General features: G+C 64.3%; 13 protein-coding genes. 11 read left to right on the forward strand and 2 right to left on the reverse strand.

Features of this window, described 5'->3' with window-relative positions:
* The first annotated feature begins 137 nt into the window (after positions 1-137).
* From GGD40_RS22195 to GGD40_RS22230, 8 genes are all read left to right on the forward strand, one after another.
* Positions 138-3,056, forward strand: a complete 2,919-nt coding sequence (locus GGD40_RS22195) for a bifunctional glycoside hydrolase 114/ polysaccharide deacetylase family protein (RefSeq protein ID WP_179745106.1) — start codon at positions 138-140, stop codon at positions 3,054-3,056.
* Positions 3,031-7,017, forward strand: a complete 3,987-nt coding sequence (locus GGD40_RS22200) for a tetratricopeptide repeat protein (RefSeq protein WP_179745107.1) — start codon at positions 3,031-3,033, stop codon at positions 7,015-7,017. Before GGD40_RS22195 ends, GGD40_RS22200 begins: the two co-directional genes overlap by 26 nt.
* A 110-nt stretch (positions 7,018-7,127) precedes the next feature.
* On the forward strand, positions 7,128-7,643 hold the full coding sequence (locus GGD40_RS22205; RefSeq protein WP_257030690.1) for a penicillin-binding protein activator LpoB: 516 nt from the start codon (positions 7,128-7,130) through the stop codon (positions 7,641-7,643).
* A 116-nt stretch (positions 7,644-7,759) separates the two neighbouring features.
* Positions 7,760-9,238 (forward strand): PelD GGDEF domain-containing protein, encoded by a 1,479-nt coding sequence (locus tag GGD40_RS22210; RefSeq protein ID WP_179745109.1) that lies wholly within the window; start codon positions 7,760-7,762, stop codon positions 9,236-9,238.
* The gene (locus GGD40_RS22215) at positions 9,225-10,520 is read left to right on the forward strand and encodes a sugar ABC transporter permease (protein ID WP_257030547.1); all 1,296 of its coding nucleotides are present in this window, start codon (positions 9,225-9,227) and stop codon (positions 10,518-10,520) included. Before GGD40_RS22210 ends, GGD40_RS22215 begins: the two co-directional genes overlap by 14 nt.
* Positions 10,517-12,127, forward strand: a complete 1,611-nt coding sequence (gene pelF, locus GGD40_RS22220; protein ID WP_179745110.1) for a GT4 family glycosyltransferase PelF — start codon at positions 10,517-10,519, stop codon at positions 12,125-12,127. The genes GGD40_RS22215 and pelF overlap by 4 nt, the downstream gene beginning before the upstream one ends.
* A gap of 73 nt (positions 12,128-12,200) precedes the next feature.
* Positions 12,201-13,571: an exopolysaccharide Pel transporter PelG gene (pelG, locus tag GGD40_RS22225; protein WP_179745111.1), complete on the forward strand. Its 1,371-nt coding sequence runs from the start codon at positions 12,201-12,203 to the stop codon at positions 13,569-13,571.
* A 14-nt stretch (positions 13,572-13,585) separates the two neighbouring features.
* Entirely contained in the window at positions 13,586-14,155 is a 570-nt protein-coding gene (locus GGD40_RS22230) for an FUSC family protein (RefSeq protein ID WP_179712957.1), read from the forward strand.
* A 79-nt stretch (positions 14,156-14,234) separates the two neighbouring features.
* On the opposite strand, the gene GGD40_RS22235 is transcribed toward GGD40_RS22230, so the two are convergent.
* Positions 14,235-15,212, reverse strand: coding sequence for an AraC family transcriptional regulator (locus GGD40_RS22235; protein WP_179745112.1), 978 nt, complete (start codon positions 15,210-15,212; stop codon positions 14,235-14,237).
* Between the two features lie 119 nt (positions 15,213-15,331).
* On the opposite strand from GGD40_RS22235, the gene GGD40_RS22240 reads away from it, so the two are divergent.
* The 3 genes from GGD40_RS22240 to GGD40_RS22250 all read left to right on the forward strand — a co-directional run bounded on the left by GGD40_RS22240 (position 15,332) and on the right by GGD40_RS22250 (position 16,879).
* A complete protein-coding gene (locus tag GGD40_RS22240) occupies positions 15,332-15,691 on the forward strand; it encodes a carboxymuconolactone decarboxylase family protein (RefSeq protein WP_179712953.1) in 360 nt (119 codons plus the stop codon).
* A gap of 274 nt (positions 15,692-15,965) precedes the next feature.
* Positions 15,966-16,448: a glycoside hydrolase family protein gene (locus GGD40_RS22245; RefSeq protein WP_179745113.1), complete on the forward strand. Its 483-nt coding sequence runs from the start codon at positions 15,966-15,968 to the stop codon at positions 16,446-16,448.
* Positions 16,445-16,879 (forward strand): hypothetical protein, encoded by a 435-nt coding sequence (locus GGD40_RS22250; RefSeq protein WP_179712949.1) that lies wholly within the window; start codon positions 16,445-16,447, stop codon positions 16,877-16,879. The genes GGD40_RS22245 and GGD40_RS22250 overlap by 4 nt, the downstream gene beginning before the upstream one ends.
* Before the next feature lie 193 nt (positions 16,880-17,072).
* Here the strand turns inward: GGD40_RS22250 and GGD40_RS22255 are convergent, their stop codons facing one another.
* Entirely contained in the window at positions 17,073-18,122 is a 1,050-nt protein-coding gene (locus tag GGD40_RS22255; protein WP_179745114.1) for an aldo/keto reductase, read from the reverse strand.
* Positions 18,123-18,256: the final 134 nt, after the last annotated feature.

Below are 18,256 nucleotides of genomic sequence, written 5' to 3' on the forward strand. Positions count from 1 at the left end.
ATTGCCGAGAGCGCGACAACATCGATGCGAACGTACCGGGTCAATTTGCCGCTCCAGGCGAATGCCACGTATCAATGACGCAACGTGGCTCGCGTTACTCGCCCAGGGTTTGGCTTCGGCCAGCAGCACGTGAGCCGATGTCCGCGCGGCCTGAACGCGCGGCGTCGCACGTCGTGCGGTTCGCATCGCGGTTTGCCTTGTTCGCGCTCGTTACGGTTTCAGTCGGGTTGCATGGCGGCGCCGCAAACGCCGCGACGGATACCGGCACCGCGATAGAGCCGGGCGCGCTCGCGTCCCAGACCTCATCCGCTGCGAAGGCCTCAGCCGCAACCCTGCGCCAGCCTTCCTTCGCGCTGTACTACGGCAAGAACCCGCCGGTCGAACTGCTGTCCGCCTACGATGCCGCGGTGGTCGAACCCGACAGCGGTTTCAACCCGCTGGCTCACCCGCTGCCGCACACCACCTGGTTTGCTTACGCGAGCGTCGGCGAAGTGCTCCCTTCGCGCAGCTACTACGCGGCGTTGCCTAAAGCCTGGCTCGCGGGCCACAACGAAGCCTGGGCCTCGCGCGTGGTCGATCAAAGTCAGCCGGGCTGGCCCGCCTGGTATGTGGAACATGTCATTGCGCCGCTCTGGAACAAAGGCTATCGCGGCTTTTTTCTCGATACACTGGATTCATGGCAGTTGGTGGCCAAAACCGACGCCGATCGCGCCGCTCAACAAGCCGGACTGGTGGCGGTCATTCGCGCCATCAAACAGCGTTATCCCAATGCGAAATTGATCCTGAATCGCGGCTTCGAAATTCTGCCGCAAATTCACGATCTCGCTTATGCGGTCGCATTCGAGTCTTTATATCGCAGCTGGAATCAGGCGCAGCAACGCTATACCGAAGTCCCGCAAGCCGATCGCGACTGGCTGCTGGGCGAGGCGAAGACGATCCGCGAGCAATACTCTCTGCCGGTCATTTCGATCGACTATTGCCCGCCCGCCGATCGCGCCTGCGCGCAGGACGCCGTCAGCAGAATCCGCGCGCAAGGCGTCGTGCCGTACGTGACCGACGGCGCGCTCGTCACCGTGGGCGCGGGCGCGGTCGAGCCGCTGCGCCGCCGCATTCTCGTGATCCAGGACCCGCCGGCGCGAACCGATCTGAACGTGTCGCCCGGCGTGCGCTTTCTGGCCATGCCGCTGAACTATCTGGGCTACCGGATCGATTACGCCGACGCGCGCGAGCCGTTGCCGCAAGGCAATCTACGCGACCGCTACGCCGGCATCGTGCTGTGGATGAACAACGACGTGCCGCGCGCCACCGAATATCGCGCGTGGCTCTCGGCGCAAATCGACGCGGGCTTGCCGATCGCGGTGTTCACGTCGTTCGGCGCGCAACTCGACCCGGCGCTCGCGCAAAAGCTCGACTTGCAGGTCGTGCCGGGCCAGCCATCGAACGGCAAACTCGACGTCGAGTCGTTCGATCCGAAGCTGATGGGCTTCGAAATGAAACCGCGCCCGGACCCGCACGACTACACCGCCGTGCGCGTCGGCCCGCATAGCCGTTCATTGCTGCGGCTGCGCTCGGGCAACTTCGTGATCGACGGCGCGGCGCTCACGCCATGGGGCGGCTACGCGATGCGGCCGTTCGGCGTGTTCGATCTGGGCGCGGTCAACCAGGCGCGCTGGGTCACGCAGCCGATCGCGTTTCTGCAAGCGGCGTTGCGCTTGCCCGCCGACATGCCGGTGCCCGACACCACCACGGAGAACGGCCGCCGTCTGCTGATGTCGCATATCGACGGCGACGGTTTCGCGTCGCGCGCCGAATTCAGCGACCACGGCACGCCGAACACCGACGCGTCGCCGCAGTATTCCGGCGATGTGCTGTTCCGGCTGCTGCGCGATTCGGGCATGCCGACCACGGTCTCGCTGATCGAAGGCGAAGTCAGCGACGACGGGCCGTACAAAGCCTTCGCCGCGCATTTGCGGCTGCTCGGCCGGCGCATCTTCGAACTGCCGAACGTGGAAGTGGCAACCCACACTTACACGCATCCGTTGCAATGGATGCGTGTCACCGGACTCGGCATCTCGAACGACAAGGACGTGCCGACCGAGGGCGGCAGCCAGACCAACAACACCGGCCTGTCGATCGACATTCCCGGCTACCGCTTCAATATCGACCGCGAGATCGGTGGGTCGATCGGCTATATCGACAAACAGATCACACCGCTCTCGAAGCCGGTGCGCATGGTGCTGTGGAGCGGCGACTGCCAGGTGCCCGCGCCGGTGCTCAAGGCCGCGTATGACGCCGGTGTGCTGAACATGAACGGCGGCGACACGCTGATCACGAAGAGCTATCCGAGCTGGACCGCGATCGCGCCGCTCGGCGTGATGAAAGACGGCTACTTCCAGGTGTTCGCGCCGAACCAGAACGAGGAGTTGTACACCGACCTGTGGCATGGACCGTACTACGGCTTCACGCGCGTGCTCGAAACCTTCGCGATGACGGACCAGCCGATCCGCTTCAAGCCGATGGACATTTACTACCACATGTTCTCAGGCACCAAGTTCGCGTCCGTGCAGGCGTTGCAGCAGATTTTCGACACAGTGTTGCGGCAGCCGGTGAATCCGGTGTTCTCCTCCGAATACGCCCGCAAGGTGCTGGATTTTCTCGACATGAGCATTGCACGCGACGGCGCACGCTGGGTGGTGCGCGACGCCGGTCAACTGCGCACCGTGCGGCTGCCCGTCGGCCGAGTGCCCGACATGTCGAGCGCGACCGGCGTGGCCGGCTATCTGCCCGGTCCGGGCGGCACCTATGTGCATCTCACCGGCGGCGAAGCAAGCTTCACGGTGATCGACGCGGCCAGCGCACGACGCGTGCCGTATCTCGCCGACGCGAACGGCCGTATCGACCATTTCGAACGCACGTCGGGCGGTTTCTCGTTCGATCTGCGCTCGCGGATCGCGCCGCAATGGCGCCTCGCGAATGCGGGCGCCTGCCGTGTGAGCCGCCGACCTCTTTCCAACGACGCTCATCAATTGCATGTCGACGTCGCCTGCGACACCTGAACGGCAACGGCTGTTTTCGCCGGCCGTGATCCTCGTACTCGGCGCGCTCATCGCGCTGATGCTGGTGCTCGCCTATCCGCGCGACAAGCTGGAAGCGCGGCTGCTGGGCGGCGCCAACGCGGACGGTTTGACGATCGCGTATCTGCAAGCGTGGCTGCGGATCGATCCCGACAATCCCGACGTGCTGTCCGAACTCACGCGCGAGTATCTGAAGGGACAGCGGATCGCGGAGGCGTCGCGCGTGCTCGACCGCTTGCAGCAGTCGCACGATCCGGCCGCACGGCAAGGCGCGCTGGCGATTCGCGTGTCGATCGCCCAGCAGCGGCTGTACGCGCTGAAGGCCGGCGATCCCGCGCGGGCGGCGCGACTGCGCGAACTCGACGCGCTGCTGCACGAGGCCGCCGCGTACACCTGGGACAACGAGCAACTTGCGTTGCTGGCGCGTCAGGCGCGTGGACTGAACGACAGCGAACTCGCGGCACGGTATTACCGGCAGCTGATCCAGCGCGATCCTGCGCATGCGAGCGGCTGGCTGGTCGACCTCGCGCAAACCGAACTCGGCAACGGCCGCTATGCGGCGGCGGCGAATGCGTGGTTCGAGGCGCAACAGCATGCCGACGATCGGGACCAGCGGCGCGCGCGTTTCCTTGCGGGCGTTAAGGCGCTGCAGGCGGGCAACGATCCGCTCGCCGCGATTCAGGCGGCGAACGCGCATCTCGGCGATTTGGCCGACGATCCAGATACGCTGCGCTATCTCGCCAATCTGGCGCTCGCGGCTGGCCGGCCCGATCTGGCCGAGCAGTATGTGAAGCGGCTGCTCAAGATGTCGGCGGTGATGCCGCGCGAGATGCGCTCAGTGCGGCCTGCAGCGCTTGCCGATCGTGCGCCTGCTGAATATCGCAATGCCCAGGGCGTCTGGTTACGCGCCGCGTGGTATCGGCCCGCGCGTCAGGCGCGTGGTTTGCAAAGCGCAGTGCTGTCCGTCGATGCATGCGCAAACACGACCGAAGTCTGCAACGACAAGCACGCGCGTGCGCCGCGAAACGCTAACGCACCAGTCGACCAGCGCGGCGGGTTCATCAAAATCGCCACGACAGCGACAACAGCTGCCATCGCCCCAACTCCCCCCAACGCCCCCACCGAATCCGACAACGAACTCGCCTACCGCGTGTTCCTCGCCAATGGCGACGTCGCCAACGCACAGCGCATTGCCCAGGCCGCGCTCGACCAAGACCCGCAATCCACCCTGTGGCGCGGCCGTCTCGCGCAGGTCGCGGAATGGAATCATCAACCGCAGGTGGCGCTGCGCAACTACCTCGCGCAGGCGCAGGCCAACGGCGACGCCAACGCCTGGCAGCAGGTCGCGCGCCTCGCGCCCGGTCTGAACGACAACGCCGCCGTGCTGGCCGTCACGTTGCATCAGTCGGAACAGCAACCGGACAATCTGAAGCTGATCGACGCCGTGGTGTTCTCCTACGAACAACTCGCCGACCCGGACAGCGCGCTGCGCTTTCTGCAAGCGCGCATGCACGGCGCGCAGCGTCGCGCGGTGATGGAGCGTTACGCGCTGATCGCCGAGCGCAAAGGCGACGACGATCTCGCGCTGCGCACCTGGCGCGACCTCGAACGCGAGTTCGGCCCAAACAGCGCCTATGGCCTGAAAATCGCCACCTTGCTCTACACGCGCACCCAGTTCGACGCCGCGCTCGCCGCGATGAATGAAGCCAAGCCCGCCGCGCCGAACACCGACGGCGATTTCTGGCGCTTCTACGCGCTGCTCGCCAACACAGTCCAGCATCCGCACGAGGCGAACCAGGGCTATCGCGCGCTGATTGCCGGCGGCAAGGCCGACGCCGACGACTACGAAGCCATGACCGGTTTCTACAACGATTCGCCGCTCGACGCCGGCCGCCTCGCCGAATACGCGTACCGCCATGGCGGGCCGCCGCGCGCTCTCTCGCAGGCGCTCTACAACTATCAGCGCGCGCGGGCGTGGGGCAGGATTCGCGCGCTGCTTGCATCGCTCTCGCCCGAGGACCGCAGCGCCGCCGAACAGTCGGCCACCTTCCTGCTGGCGCGTGCCGAATACGAGCGGCAAACCGGCTCGGTGGAAGACGCCGAGCGCGACATCAAACGCGCCGCCAGCCTCGCGCCCGACAACGTCGAAGCGCGCGCCGCGTATCTGTGGATGCTGACCGACCGCGGCACCGACGCCGAACTGCGCAACGCGATGCGCAACGAGGCCGGCGACGCCGAAAACGACCCGCAACTGTGGGCGCCCTACGCTGCGGCGTCCATGCGTCTCGGCGACGGCCGCGCGGCGCTGCAATATCTGCACAAGCAGTCGGCGCAGGCCGCGCAGAGTCCGCTGTGGCGGCTGACCTATGCGGACGCGCTGGAGTTGAACAGCCGCATCGACGAGGCGTGGCAATTGCGCCGCAGCGTCTGGCTCGAACTCGCGCGACGCCGTCGCGATCCCAACCAGGCCAACGCGCTGCCCGCCGCCGAGCAGGACGATTTGCGCGGCCGCTACGTCGCGCTGGCCGCGCTGTTCGACAACGGCGACCGCTCGCGCGCCGTGCTGATCGAGATGCTGCGCGCGGACCAGGCGAGTCAGGCCGACGCGCAGTCGGCGCAGACCTCCGAACTCGGCGACATCGGCCTGCTGCCGCCCGCGCAACAGGACGCGATCCGCAAAGAGCGGCGCCTTTATACGGCTATCGCGCGCGAGGCGGCGATTTCGTGGGCCCAGGTGCAGGACGCGTCCGACATGGAACGCGCGTGGCTGGAAAAACAATACATTCAACGCAGCACGCGGCCGGTGTACGCCGAGGCGCAACTGGCGATCAACGAGGGCGACGTCAACGAACTGTCGCGCCTGCTCGACACCCTGCCCGATCTGATTCCCCGGCAAAACAAGGTCGATGCGCAGACGCTGACCGGCCGCAACGCCGACGCGCAAACCACCGCGTTCGAGTCGCTCACGAGCCTGCCCAACGACAGCGTGATGCACGGCCAGTTGCACGACCGGCTGCTCAGCAACGCGCAGGCGGTCGCGCCGTCGGTGCGTTACAGCGACCAGGGGCCGTTGCGCTTCAGCGAAGAATCGATCACGGGCGGCGTGCGGCTGACGCCGTCGCAGGCGCTGCAATTGCGCTACCGGCAACGCGATCAGAGCACCGACGCCGGGTCGCTGCCCAACGCGCCGAATCATGACCGCTTGCTCGAAGGCGTCTATTCGCACAAGGGGCAATACGACGAGGAACACGTGATCGTCGGCCGCCGCGAAGCGTTGAAGGATTTCGTGACCGCGCGCGTGGAAGGTACCTACGCGGTGAACCCGAAACTCACGCTCACGTATGCCGCCGGCTACAACCAGTCCGCCACCGAAACCACGCAACTGACCGTGGCCGGTGTGAAAGACATGGCGTCGGTCGGCTTCAACTACCGGCTCGATTCGCACTGGTTCGGCGGCGGCCGTTACGAGTACGACCGTTTTCACGGCCAGGACCGTTCGTCGCTCGGCGACGGCCATCTGGTCGAATTGAACGCCGGCTACAAGATCAAGGCCGACTATCCCGACTACACCATCCGCGCGGTGTTCTCGCACGGCCAGTACAGCGCCAACGGCACACCCGGCGCCGCGCTGCAGAACCTGCTGCCGGCCGGCACTCCGTTCAACGCGCAGGCCTTCATGCCGCAAACCTTCACGCAGGGTGGCCTGCTGCTTTCTTTCGGCGACGACCTGCCGGAGAACTACTCGAAAGGCTGGCGGCCGATGTTCTCCGCCGGTCCGTTGCGCGACTCGCGCGCGGGCTGGTCGGGCCAGGTGATGACCGGCCTCGTGGGGAGCCTGTTCGGCGGCGATCAGATGCTGATCTACGGCTTGTATCAGGGGGCGTCGTCGAATCACTCGACCTCGGTGAAGGAAATCGGCGCGCGGTATCAGTGGCTGTACTAGAAGACGTCGGCAAGCCGCGGCTTGCCTCGCGAATCAAGCCTGTCTGACTGGAGAGCAAGATGGACCAAGCAAAACAAGCTCAAACGAAGCGGCCGCGCGTGCGCGCCGCGATGCTGTCGATCGTGCTCGGCGCCGCGCTCGGTGCAACGCTGGGCGGTTGCTCGGTGATCGACCGCAGCACCGCGCCGGCGTTCTCGAAGAGCGATACGTGGGTGATCCTGCCGATCGCCAACAACACCGAGACGCCGCAAGCCGGACAGCGAGCGGCATCGATCGCGCAAAGCCTGTTGAGTGCGTATGGCTACGCGAATCTGACACGCTATCCGACCAGCGCCGACGACGAAACGCTGTTCGATCCGGCCAAGCCCGACGCGCAGCAGAACGCGCTGAACTGGGCGCGTCAGCAGAACGCGCACTATGCGCTGAGCGGCGCGGTCAACGAGTGGCGCTACAAGGTCGGCGTGGATGGCGAACCGGCTGTCGGCATCACGCTCGACGTGCTCGACGTGCAGAGCGGCAAGGTCGTCTGGACCGGCACCGGCAGCCGCACCGGCTGGAGCCGCGACGCGGTGTCGGGCGTTGCGCAGAAGCTCGAACGCGAGTTGCTGAGCCCGCTGGCGCGCTGAGTCGAGATCATGCCGACGCGCCTGCCCCCCCGTGAGCCTTCGCAGCATTCACAGCGAACGCGCGGGCCCGGCGCTCACGCCAGTGGTCTTTCAACCGATATCAGGAAGTCCTCGCCATGAACACGCGTGCTCCGGATCCATTCGCGCCGCGCTCCCGCTTCAGGCGCCGCCAGGCGCAAAGCGTCGGCGCGGGCTCGTGGTGGGCGCGGCTGATCGCGCCACCGCGCGGCTCGATGCGTCGCCGCGCCATCACCTCGTTCGAATCGGTCCTCGCGACGCTGCTCGCGATCGGCCTGTGCTGGCTGTTCCGGCCGCACAACCCGCTGCTGATTCACGTCGGCTTCGTGTGGATCTGGAGCGTGCCGATCGTGCTCGCGTTGCGTTACGGATCGATTGCTGGGACGTTCTCCGGGCTGATTCTGCTCGGCGCGTGGTACGTGCTGTATCCGGGCGCGGATCCGTCGTCGCTCGGTTCGATCGCGCATGCGCTGAGCGAGCCGCGAATGGAGGCGCAGCCGTTTCCGGTCGGCTTCTTCTTCGGCGGCTTTGCGTTCACGCTGCTGTGCGGACAATTCGGCGACGTGTGGATCACGCGGCTCGGCCAGGCGCGCATGGCCAACGACTACCTCGCCGAGCGGCTTTCGATCCTCACGCGCAATCAGTTTCTGCTGCGGCTCTCGCATGAGCGCCTCGAACAGGATCTGCTAGGCCGCCCCGCCACGTTGCGCGATTCGCTGGCGCGAATGCGGGCGGTGACGCTGACCCAGGAGCCCAGCAACGCGCAGCTCGGCGTGGTGGATCTGCGCGGCGCGCAACAGTTTCTCGACACTGCGGCCCAAGCCTGTCAGCTCGAAGGCGCGCGTCTTTACGCGTGGCGCGACGGCCATCCGCATCACGAAGCCGCCGCGTGGATCGGCACCACGTTCGAGCTCGACGCGGACGACCCGTTGGTGCGCGAAGCACTCGAGGTCCGCACGCTGGTGCATATCGAATCGGCATCCCAGCAAAAGGCCGCGCAAAGCCGCTATATCGCCTGCGTGCCGTTGATCGACGCGCTGAAGCAACCGGTCGGCCTGCTGGTGATCGAACGCATGCCGTTTCTCGCGTTGACGCGCGACAACCTGCAATTCCTGCTGGTGCTGTGCAACTACTACGCGGATGGCGTGCAACATGCCGACGTGACGCGCGACATGTTGCAGGCGTTTCCCGATTGTCCGTACGATTTCGCGCTCGATTACGCGCGGCTCGTGCATCTGTATCGCGATACGCAGGTGCGCTCGTCGCTGGTTGCGCTGGTGTTCGACGAGCGCACGGCCAGCACCACCTGGTACGACCACGTGCTGCGCACGCGACGCGCGCTCGACGTGCAATGGGCGCGTAACAACGGGCCGCAGCGCGCGATTCTGACGTTGATGCCGCTGTCGGGGGAAGGCTCGATCGATGGTTATCTGCTGCGGATCGAAGACAATTTGCGCGCGCAATATGGCGTCGATTTTGAGTCGGCCCGGATTGCCGTGCACGCGATGCTGATCGCCGACGCGGATCCGGTGAATGAATTGCGGCGTTTGCTGGAGCGCTGCGATGCGCGAGCCTGACGCGGATTCGGCGCGGGGGACGGGAGGCGTCGGCGCGGCGCTGGCTTTGCTCGCCGGGCTCGGCGGCGTCGCGTTGCAACTCGCGGTTTTCCTGATCGCCACCCACGGCGCGCCGGATACGTCCGCACAATGGCTCGGCGGCCTCCCCGACGACGCACCGGCCGGTGACGCCGCGCGCCTGAACACGCACACGCTGCTGCTCTGCCTGCTGATGCAGGCGCTGGCCGCCCTGCTGATCTCGCTCGGCATTGCACGCGCGCTGCCGCAGCGTTACCGCGCGCCGCGCAAAAGCGTACTCGCCGCGCTGTGGTTCCTGAACTTCGCGCTGCCGATCGGCGGCGTGGCCTGCACGCTCGGCGCGCTGGCCATCGCGAGAATCCTGCCGCGTCCGGCCGAGCGCTTGCCGGTCACGCAGATCGACGAGCCCGAATTCGCCGCCAACCTGATCGGCAACGTGTCGTACGGCCGTGGCGCGCGTCTGAAGGCGGAATTGCAGAATGCCGACGCCGGCACCGCGTTTCGCATGACCGCCCTGCTGGCCATGCAATCGATGCCCGCGCGCACCGTTTCCCCCTTGCTGCAAGGCATGCTGGCCGACCCGCTCGACGACATCCGCCTGCTGGCGTATGGGATTCTCGACAATCGCGAGAAAGCCCTCACGCAGCGGATTCTGGTGGAACGACCCAAGCTCGACCGCAAGCTGCATCCGGAGCTGAACGACACCGACCGGCGACGCGCCAACAAAACTCTCGCCGAGCTATACAGCGAACTGATCTACGAACACCTGGTCACCGGCGACGTCTATCGCAACGCCGCCGATCAGGCCGACGGCTTCGCCATCGCCGCGCTCGACGCCGATCCCGACGACGCCTCGCTCTGGCGTCTGCGCGGCCGCCTCGCGCTCGACCGCCGCGAACTCGACAACGCCGACACGATGCTGCAACGCGCTATCGACTGCGGTTTTCCGCGCGAACGGATGCTGCCGTATCTCGCCGAAGCCGCTTATTTGCGGCGCGATTTCGCGCGCGTACGCCGATTGCTGCGCGAGATGGACAGTCACGCGGGTGGCTCGACGCTGCATGCGGTGCTGGCGTTCTGGCAAGAGCGTGAAGCGGGTAAGGCGAGCGCCGCTTCCGACCCGCGCGCGGCCGGCGCCGACGCGAACGCGCCCGACGCTTCCAACTCGTCTAATTCCTCCGACTCATCGGCCCGCGGCGCCATGCGCCGTGCCATGCCCGACCATCCGTCCGCGCCGGACGCCCCGCCGAGACGCTCAACATGAACGCGCCCAAAACCGCCACCGCTACCGTTGCACACGCTGCGCAAACCCCGCACGCCCCGGCCAACCTCCCGCGCGCGGCCTCCGCCGACATCGCGCTGCTGCTCGAAGGCACGTTCCCGTATGTGAGCGGCGGCGTCTCCAGTTGGGTCAACCAGATCATTCGCGCGTTCCCGGAGTACACGTTCGCGCTGTGCTTTCTCGGTAGTCGTCCACAGGACTATCCGAAGATGTCGTATGCGTTGCCCGACAACGTCGTGCACCTGGAGAATCACTATCTCTACGACTTCGCGCCGCCGCCGATGATCCGCCGCCAGGCCGGCGACCCCGCCGCCTTCATGCAGGCCGGCCAGATGCACGAGAAGCTGCGCAACCCCGCCATGCGCCAGGCCGCCGGCCGGATGCTCAGGGACATGCTCGACGATCTGCGTCCCGGCGGCGCGCTCGGTGAAGAAGCGTTTCTGTATTCGAAGGAATCGTGGACTTACCTGACCGATCAATACCGGCAGTTCTGCACGGACCCGTCGTTCGTCGACTATTTCTGGACCGTGCGCATCATGCACAAGCCGCTGTGGCAGTTGGCCCGCATTGCCGAGGAACTGCCCAAGGTGAAGATGTTCCATACCGTCTCGACCGGCTACGCGGGGTTTCTCGGCGCGTTGCTGCGTTACCGGCATGGCCGTCCGCTGCTGGTGTCCGAACACGGCATCTACACGAAGGAACGCAAGATCGATCTGTTCCAGAGCCAATGGATTCGCGACAACCGCAGCATCTTCGAACGCGACGTGTCGCAGATCGGCTATTTCCGCGACCTGTGGGTGCGTTTCTTCGAAACGCTGGGCCACGTTTGCTACGACGCCGCCGAGGACATCATCGCGCTGTACGAGGGTAACCGTCGACGTCAGATCGTTGACGGCGCACCCGAATCCAAGACCGCCAATATTCCCAACGGCGTGAACCTGCCGCGGCTCGCGCCGCTGCGCGCGCAACGCGGCGCGCAGGTGCCGAAGACGCTGTGCCTGATCGGCCGCGTGGTGCCGATCAAGGACATCAAGACCTTCATTCGCGCGATGCTGACCGTGGTGCGCCAGATGCCGGAGGCCGAAGCCTGGATCGCCGGTCCGGAAGACGAAGACGAGTCGTACGCGAACGAATGCCGCGCGTTGGTCGAGAGTCTCGGCTTGCAGGACAAGGTGAAGTTTCTCGGCTTCCAGAAGATCGACGAGTTGCTGCCTAAATGCGGCGTGCTCGTGCTGAGTTCGATTTCCGAAGCGCTGCCGCTCGTCGTGCTTGAAGGGTTTGCGGCGGGCGTGCCGTCCGTGACGACCGATGTCGGCTCGTGCCGTCAGTTGATCTACGGACTCGACGGCGAGGACGCGGCGCTCGGCACGGCGGGCCGCGTGGTGCAGATCGCCGATCCGCGCGCACTCGCCGAAGCGGCGCTCGACCTGCTCGACGAACGCAACTGGCACGCGGCGCAAAAAGCGGGCATTGCACGGGTCGAGCGGTTTTATACGCAGGATCAGATGGTCGGCTCGTATCGCGAGTTGTATGCGCGGCTCACCGCGCTGGCGGATCTGGAGCCGACGCCTCAGCAGGCGCTGTCCTGAAGCGGCGCTGACACGACGCGGATGTCGCACTGAGCCACCACCCACCCACTTAACGCAAACGGAACGGATCGCCATGGCCGGAATCGGGTTCGAACTGCGCAAGATGCTTCGCCGCGATACGCTGCTGGGGCTGATGCAGGCTTATACGTACGCCGGGTTGATCGGCGCGGGACCGTGGGTGCTGTCGATCGTCGGCATTCTGCTGATCGGTGTGCTGAGCCTGCCGTTCGTCTTGCCCACTGGGCTCATCACGCAGTTTCAGGTTTCGGTGACGTATCTGATCTCGCTGTCGCTGATCCTCACCGGTCCGTTGCAACTCGCCTACACGCGTTTTACCTCGGACCGTCTGTTCGAAAAGCGCGACGACCTGGTGCTGCCGAACTACCACGCAGTGGCGTTCGTCGTGACGGTAGCGGCGGCGGTGCTCGGCACGCTGGCGATCGTGCTGCTGTTTCCGCAGCAGACCGTCGCCTACCGGTTGCTGATGCTGGCCGGCTTCGTCGTGATGTGCAACATCTGGATCGCGACGATTTTTCTGTCGGGCATGAAGCAGTATGTGTCGATTATCGTGGTGTTCTTTATCGGCTATACCTTCACCACCGGCGCGGCTCTCGCGCTCAACCGCTTCGGCCTGACCGGATTGCTGTCGGGTTTCGTGACCGGCCAGACGATCTTGCTGGTCGGGCTGCTCTCGCTGATCTACCGCGATTACCGCAGCGATCATTTCATCTCGTTCGAAATGTTCTGGAAGCAGTACCGTTATCCGTCGTTGATGCTCACCGGTCTGCTTTATAACCTCGCGATCTGGGTCGACAAGTTCATGTTCTGGTACTCGCCCGGTACCGGCCAGCAGGTGATCGGGCCACTGCGAGCGTCGCTCATTTACGACATTCCCGTGTTTCTCGCGTATCTCGCGATCATTCCGGGCATGGCGGTGTTTCTGATGCGGATCGAAACCGACTTCGTGGAGTACTACGATGCCTTCTACGACGCGGTGCGCGAAGGTGCGTCGCTGCAGCATATCGAACGCATGCGCAACGCGATGGTGGAAGCGCTACGCAACGGCATCTGGGAAATCATCAAGGTGCAGACCATCGCCGCGATGGTGCTGTTCGCCGCCGGCACCGTGCTGCTGTCGTGGCTGAAAATTTCGACGCTGTATCTGCCGCTGCTTTATATCGACGTAATCGCCGCCAGCATGCAGGTCGTGTTCATGGGCACGATCAACGTGTTCTTCTATCTCGACAAACGCAAGATCGTGCTGTGTCTGGTGGCGGGGTTCGTCGCGCTGAACGTGATTTTCACGGCGCTGACGCTCGCGCTCAATCCTGCTTTCTACGGCTATGGTTTCGCGAGCGCACTGCTGGTGGTCGTGCTGGCGAGCCTTTACCTGCTCGATCGTAAATTGGAATCGCTAGAATACGAGACCTTCATGCTGCAATAAGGCCTCCTCTTTCGATGACCTTACCCGACGAATCGACACGTAATGCGCGAGCGAGCGCAGCCAACTCGCTGTTTGCCTTTCTGAAGGCGTTGCCGCTCGGCGAGCGGCTGATCGAAGGCGGTTTCATGGCGGTGCAGGCGGTGGCCGGCGCGAGTCTCGCGTTCGGGATCGGCCGCCTGCTGCATACCGAGCAGGCGTTCTGGGCCGCAATCACCGCGATCGCGGTCAGCCAGCATAGCTATATCGACACGCGCAATCTGTCGCGCGATCAGTTCATTGGCGCGATGGTGGGTGGCGTGTGCGGGTTGGCGGGAGCGCTGCTTGGTGGCGGCTATTTCGCGGCTTATGCGGCGACGGTGGGCGTCGCGATTGTCGTGTGCTGGATTCTGAATGTGGGTAGCGCGGCGCGGCTGGGCGGGATCACCGCGACGATCATGCTGCTGGTGCCGGGGATGGGGCCGCCCTGGGATAAGGCGTTGCTGCGGTTGGGTGAGGTGACCTTGGGCACGGTCTGCGCGTTGTTGATGGCGTGGTTGATGTCGAAGGTTGAACAGCGGTGGTTTGGGAAGCCGCGGAATACGTGAGGGAAGTTCGCTTCGCGGGGAATGGCGGCCTTTTCACCCGCTTTTTTGCTTTGCGGTGCGTCGCTCTCCTCGCACTAAATCATTCACTTTGCGCCGCATCACCCTCCTGCGGCCGACGCCGATAACGCCCCGGCGTCTCGCCGACGCTTTGCTGAAACGCCTTGCCAAACGCGGCTTCCGATTGATAGCCCACCATCTCGCCGATCTCCGCCGCGCTGCGCTGCGTGCGCAACAGCAGATCGCACGCGATCGTCATACGGATCTGCGTGAGAAAGTCCATTACCGTCATGCCCGCGCGCTCGTTGAAATGGCGCGCGTAAGTGGCCCGAGACATCGCGGCGAGGTCGCCCAGTTCGGCGATGGTCCATGCACGCTCCGGCGCGCTCAACATGCTTTGTACGGATGCGCCCAGACGCGCGTCAGCGAGCAGCGTCAGCACGCCGGAGGTCGACGTGTTCTGCTCGCCATGCACGCGCAAGGCCATCGCGAAGAGCGCGTGGCTCAGCGCGGTGACGATGGCCAGCGCGCCCGGTTGACGATGCTCCGCCTCGGCGCGCATCAGCGCGATCACCGTTTGCAACGGCCCGAGCGCCTGCGCGCCGCCGAGCGAGACGTGGAACGGATCGGGCAGCGCATTCAGCAGTAACGCGGATGAACCCGGCGAGTAGACGAAGCGGCCGCAGAGGAGATCGACGTCGGGCTGCGCCGCGGGCGCGTTGCCGGTGTCGCCATTGTTGCCGTCGTTGCCGTCGTTGCGTCGCACGGGCAGCATGCCGTCGTGACCTAGCGTCAGCGGCGCCGTGGCGCTGGTCCGCGCCACATTGCGCACGCGATGCGCCGCACCGCGCGGAAACAGCACGAAATCGCCCGGCCGCAGCGCCACTTCCCCGCCGCCGGTGGTTTCGATCAGGCAAGCGCCCCCGAGCACAAGATGAAACGGCGCAATACCCGTCTCCATTGGCGCGTGATCGATGTCGAAGCCGCCCGAGAGCAGGCAACGCAGATCGAGGCTGGCTTGCGGGCGGGCAAGGTCGATCAATCGGCTGAGCATGTCCATGAGACGATCGCGCTAAAAGTTGATCGAATCGAGTATTCAGGATATCGCGGTACAGCGCAATACTTTGTCTCACGACGCCGGCACCCGCCGACGCGCAATAAAGACGAAGGAGCATGGCCATGTTGAACTGGATCGAATACCGCAAAGAACTGTTCGGCCGCATCGGCGAAATCGGCAAACTGTCGCCGGATACCGTCCGGGCCTATCAGACGATGTCGAGCGCCGGTCAGAAAAGCGATCTGCTGGGCGCGAAAACGCGTGAGCTGATTTCGCTGGCTGTCGCGGTGAGCTTGCGTTGTGACGGTTGTATTACGGTGCATACGGCCGAAGCGCTGAAGCATGGCGCGACGCGCGATGAAATCGCCGAAGCGCTGGGCGTGGCAGTGGCGATGAATGCCGGCGCGGCGATGGTGTACTCGGCCCGGACGATGGATGCGGTCGCGGCTTATTCGAGCGACGCGGTGGATGCGGGTCGGTAACGGCTGACGGATACGGCCGACGATGTCGATGATGTGATAACGCACTGCGCGTATTCAGAACATCGGACGTCGGCCGGAAAACGGGGTGTACTGGCACCGGGCATTTACAACGCATGGCAATGTCGAGGCGTCCCAGCAGGCTGGCATTCATAATGCATTAATACAATGCCGACTTGCCAAACGGTGTTTCAACGCGGCGCCCGCTTTGATATATTCCTCGTACTTTTGTTATACGCGGGATCCAGCCATTCCAAATGCGAATGCCGACAAAACCATGAGCCAGGCGGGTTACAGCGCTCTGCGCTTCAATGAAGGCGTTGTGATGCGCTACTACAACGACGCGCCGAAGCATGGAAACTGCACATGGGGCATTGGCACGCTGGCTTATTTGGGACCGTGTACGCAGGAGGAACTCGCGCGCACAGTTCTACCCGAACAGGCGAACGCAGTCCTTCAAAGTCGGGTTCGTGACGCAGAGCTAGCGGTCAAAGCTGTCGTCACACAGCATGAGTTGACCCAGGCACAGTTCGATGCCGCAGTGTCTTTTGCCTATAACTCGTCGCGCCAGAATACGGTCGACGCGCTAACGCCCGCGAATACAGGGAACATGAAGGCCGTTGCGGCGAAAATGATGCTCAACGTCATGATCACGCCGCGCGATAGCAGCGGACGAAGAGTTGGCCCGGCGCGGGCGAGCGGAGGATTGAGAAACCGCCGTCAACGTGAATCCGCACCCTTCCTGCAGGTCGGACAATGATCGTTCGAAAGCTTTCCTGTGCAATGCTCGCGTTGACCGCCTGGATGTCCGTCTGTGCCGCGCAAACGCCACACGCCGCGATCGGCGATTTCGTCGGGAATTGGGTCGTGACAGATGTGGTCGACTACGCCGATGTTTCCGGCGGCATCCCCGAGGCGAAGCGAATTCTTGGCATGACCATGAGAATTACGCCGACATCGATGAGCTTCGATAAGGAGATGTGCAAACCTAATACGGGATTTAGCGTTAAAGAAGTCAACACCCAGTCGGAATTGACGAAACAGTTTGACCTTAGAGTTAACGAAACCGGATTGCCGGCAAAGACCGCTTTTGTAGCAAGCGATAATTGCTTCGCGGTTTTCCGGATGGACGAGCAGCGGATCGTCTTTGGGTGGGACGGCATCATTGTTCGTGCAATCCGTCATAAATAGCTCCCGTCGTGCTATCGAACAAACCGTGAGGACAAAAAAGCCCGCTGCCAGAGCGGGCTTGTGCCGTCAAATGGACTAGCGAACGTCAGATGCTCGCCCGGTGAACCAAGACATGTCCTGCGAACAAAGCAGATAGCTCCGTCTGCATCTTCACATTCTGAACGCCCCCCGTGCAGATCATCTTTCGCTGCGATTACACCGCGTGCCGCGCCTCCTCCAACTGCTTGCGACGCGCCTCACCCTGCCGTTCCAGCATCCAGCCCGGATACTCGGCCGGCAGCGTGCTGACCTGATCGAGCTTCGCCAGTTCATCCGCGGTCAACGCGACGGCGGTCGCGGCGATGTTGTCGTCGAGCTGCTCGACTTTTTTAGCGCCGACGATCACCGACGTCACCGCCCGCTGGTGCAACAACCACGCGAGCGCGATCTGCGCGACCGATACGTGCTTGGCCTCCGCGATGTCGCGCATCACGTCGATGCAGTCGTACGCGCGCTCACGGTTGACCGGCGGAAAATCGAACGTCGTGCGACGCCTGCCCGTCTCGCCCTGCTGCTCACGTCCATATTTGCCGCTCAGCAAACCGCCCGCGAGCGGACTCCACACCATCAGGCCCAAACCTTCGCTGTGCAGCATCGGCACGAGTTCGCGTTCGAGGTCGCGCCCGGCCAGCGTGTAATACGCCTGCAGCGATTCGAAACGCGCGAGCCCAAGCCGCTCCGCGATACCGAGCGCCTTGACGATCTGCCACGCGGCCCAGTTCGACACCCCGACATAGCGCACGTGGCCGTGCTGAACCAGCGTGTCGAGCGCGCGCACGGTTTCTTCGATCGGCGTGGCCGGATCGAAACCGTGGATCTGGTACAGGTCGACGTGATCGAGTTGCAGGCGTTTCAGGCTCGCCTTCACACCGTCGATGATGTGATACCGCGACGCGCCGCGCGCATTCGGAAACTCGTCGGTCTGGCCGAACACTTTGGTCGCCACGACGACTTTGTCGCGCGGCACCTTGAGGTTTTTCAGCGCCTGGCCGGTGATCTGTTCGGACAGGCCGCCCGCGTAGACGTCGGCCGTGTCGATGAAGTTGATGCCCGCGTCGAGCGACCGGCCGACCAGCCGCTCCGCGTCGGCCTGCTGCAGATCGCCGATCTGCTTCCAGATGCCCTCGCCGCCGCCGAAAGTCATCGTGCCCAGACATAGTTCTGAAACAAAAATACCGGTGCGGCCTAACTGGTTGTAACGCATTGCCGAGACTCCATCGTGAAGGGGTGGATGGGTGAGGCGTAGAGGTTACTGCAATTGGGGGAAGTCGGCTGGGGGGGCGGCAATGGTCATCCGGTACGTTCAATGACCGGCCGAACATTGGCGCTGTCGATTGT

This window comes from Paraburkholderia bryophila (genome assembly GCF_013409255.1).
Taxonomy (GTDB): Bacteria; Pseudomonadota; Gammaproteobacteria; order Burkholderiales; family Burkholderiaceae; genus Paraburkholderia.